Genomic DNA, 2,929 nt, shown 5'->3' with positions numbered 1-2,929 from the left:
GGTCGTGACCAGCACGACCGCTCGTCGTCGTAATATCGGTCGATGAAAATCGAGAATCGTCGGTTGGTTTTCGTCGTTCGTTGCGTCAGTCCGCGCGTTTTCGCGACTTCAGTCCGCGTGTTGCGGGGTAGAATATCCAGCGTGCGTTTCGGGTTCGGAATCGGAGAGCGGATTGGGGGACCGAAGGAACGCGATGAGACTCCACATGATTCCCGTGAGAAGCGACCCGCCAGCGGAGAGTTGCATACCGAGTGTGAGAAACGCGGTCCCGTAGACGATGCCGATAATGGCCGATGGAAGGGACGTTCCGAGCGGTACGTTCGCCATGGAATCGCGAAGGGTCGGCACGAGGACGAGAAGCGAAAAGACGCTCCCGCACAGGAAAACGATGTCTTGCCACATTATCGTTCGACCTCCACTGTGCTCGTTTTGTTGCTCGTTTCGTTCATCAACGCACCGTAGCTGACTGACACTGATATAGTTTACTCATTAGCGAGTAAAAATTTCGACAGAGGTTGTCACGGTAAACGGCCTCTTAGAACCGTGTTGTCGAGGACCACGTCTTAACTTCACAGACATGGGGCATTGCGCTTCGAAAAAAAATCTACTCCTCCGGCCGGTTTTCGGGACGGGCTAGTCGGAAATCGAAATCATTCCTTTCACGGTTCCTAACGCCTTCGCTCGCTCGAACGCCGCTTCGACATCCGACAGTTCCATCTCGAAATCCACGATACCTTCGACGTCTACCGCGCCGTCCGACAACAACTGAATGGCCGCAGGGTACGTGTTCCGGTAGCGGAACGACCCGCGAACGTCGAGTTCGTTGTCGATGATGTCGCCCGTGGCGAGCGGGATTTCATCGTCCTGTGAAAGGCCGATGAGGACGATGGTCCCACCCCGTCGCACCGCATCGATGGTGGTTCGAATCGCCGGGGTCGCCCCGGAGGCTTCGATGATCACGTCCACGCCCTCGCCGTCCGTGAGTCGGGAGACCGCTTCGCCGAGGTCCTCCTCGCTCACGTCGATGGTCGCATCCGCGCCCCGCGACTCGGCCAGCGCGAGTTTTTCGGGGACGACGTCCGAGATGAACACCTCGGTCGCCCCGGCCGCGTTCGCGGCTTCCATCGCCAACAGACCGATGGGTCCACAACCGGTGACGAGCACGGAGTCGCCGACGTCGACGTTCCCGCGTCGCGCCGCGTGAATCCCGACGCTGAGGGGTTCACAGAGCGCACCCTCACGGGTCGAAACGTCGTCCGGAAGCCGATAGGTGAAGTCGGCGGGCCACGCGACGAACTCCGCGAACGCGCCGTCGTCGGGCGGAGTCGCCATGAACGTCACGTCGGGACAGAGGTTGTACTCGCCGCGCTTGCAGTGGGCACAGCGCCGACAGGGAACGCCGGGTTCGAGCGTCACCCTGTCGCCGATTGTGAAATCGTCGCCCGCGTTCTCACCGACGGCGGCAACCTCGCCCGCGCTCTCGTGCCCGAGGACGAGCGGCGATTCGACCACGTAGTCGCCGATTCGGCCGTGTTCGTAGTAGTGAACGTCGGACCCGCAGATGCCGACCTCGCCTATCTTCACGACCACCTCGTCGGGATCTGGGTTCGGTCTCTCTCGCTCTTCGACGACGAACGAACCAGGTTCGTTGAGGACTGCGACGTGCATACCCCCGCTTCGTGCCGAATCGCCGTCAACGTTGGTGCCCGTCGTCATCGGCAAGAGTTATCACCGAGTAATATGATCTAGTAATCGATGCCGAAAACACAACTCCAACGCGCTCGTTCCGGGGAGATAACCGCGGCGATGGAGCGGGTCGCGGAGCGGGAGAACAGGGACGCCGAGTTCGTCCGCGAACAGGTCGCGGACGGGCAGGCGGTCATTCCGGCCAATCACGACCACGACGCACTCGACCCGATGATAATCGGCCGCGAGTTCGCGACGAAGGTCAACGCGAACATCGGCAACAGCGAGACGACGAGCGGTCTCGAAGGCGAACTCCGGAAACTGCACACGGCGGTTCACTACGGGGCGGACACCGTGATGGATCTGAGTACCGGCGGAAACCTCGACGAGATACGGGAGACGAACGTCCGGTACTCCCCGATTCCCGTCGGCACGGTTCCCCCTCTACGGAGCCGTCACGCGCGTCGATGACGTTACGGACCTCACGCACGAACTGCTCCTCGACGTCATCCGGAAACAGGCCGAGCAGGGCGTCGATTACATGACGATTCACGCGGGCATCTTGATGGAGCACCTGCCGCTCACGGACGGGCGAAAGACGGGCATCGTCTCCCGAGGCGGTTCGCTTCTCGCACAGTGGATGGAGGAAAACGGGATGCAGAACCCGCTGTACGTAAAATTCGAGGAGATCTGCGAGATATTCGCCGAACACGACGTGACGTTCAGCCTCGGGGACAGCCTCCGTCCGGGGTGTCTGGCCGACGCCTGCGACGACGCGCAGTTCGCCGAGTTGGACACGCTCGGCGAACTGACGGGGGTCGCACAGGACCACAGGGTCCAAGTAATGGTCGAGGGACCGGGCCACGTTCCGATGGACAAGATAGCGATGAACGTCGAATGCCAGCAGGAGGTCTGTGACGGTGCGCCGTTCTACGTTCTCGGACCGCTCGTCACCGACGTCGCGCCCGGCTACGACCACATCACGAGCGCCATCGGCGCGACCGAAGCGGCCCGCGCCGGTGCGGCCATGCTCTGTTACGTGACTCCGAAAGAACACCTCGGGCTTCCGGACGAAGAGGACGTTCGGGACGGACTCGCAGCCTACCGTATCGCTGCTCACGCCGGGGACGTGGCGAACGGGTTGCCCGGCGCGCGGGACTGGGACGACGCCCTCTCGGAGGCCCGCTACGAGTTCGACTGGCGACGCCAGTTCGACCTCGCGCTCGATTCCGAACGCGCGATG

The 2,929-nt window shown here is 62.0% G+C and carries 2 protein-coding genes and 1 pseudogene; 1 reads left to right on the top strand and 2 read right to left on the bottom strand.

From position 1 onward, the window contains the following. Positions 1-108 precede the first annotated feature (108 nt). Complete coding sequence (locus WBV42_RS21205) at positions 109-402, bottom strand: hypothetical protein (RefSeq protein WP_423987800.1); 294 nt, start codon at positions 400-402, stop codon at positions 109-111. A 231-nt stretch (positions 403-633) separates the two neighbouring features. Beyond that, entirely contained in the window at positions 634-1,668 is a 1,035-nt protein-coding gene (locus WBV42_RS21200) for an NAD(P)-dependent alcohol dehydrogenase (RefSeq protein WP_423987799.1), read from the bottom strand. Positions 1,669-1,806: 138 nt separating this feature from the next. On the opposite strand from WBV42_RS21200, the pseudogene thiC reads away from it, so the two are divergent. Then, positions 1,807-2,929: pseudogene (gene thiC / locus WBV42_RS21195) on the top strand (phosphomethylpyrimidine synthase ThiC); the annotation flags it as partial.

This window comes from Haladaptatus sp., assembly GCF_049589095.1.
GTDB lineage: Archaea > Halobacteriota > Halobacteria > Halobacteriales > Haladaptataceae > Haladaptatus.
The sequence above is the reverse complement of the archived record's forward strand: the minus strand, read 5'-3'. Positions and strand labels throughout refer to the sequence as shown.

Excerpts from the sequence above, each read along its gene's own strand:
- WBV42_RS21205 (WP_423987800.1), bottom strand. The coding sequence starts at position 402 with ATGTGGCAAGACATCGTTTTCCTGTGCGGGAGCGTCTTTTCGCTTCTC.
- WBV42_RS21200 (WP_423987799.1), bottom strand. The coding sequence starts at position 1,668 with ATGCACGTCGCAGTCCTCAACGAACCTGGTTCGTTCGTCGTCGAAGAG.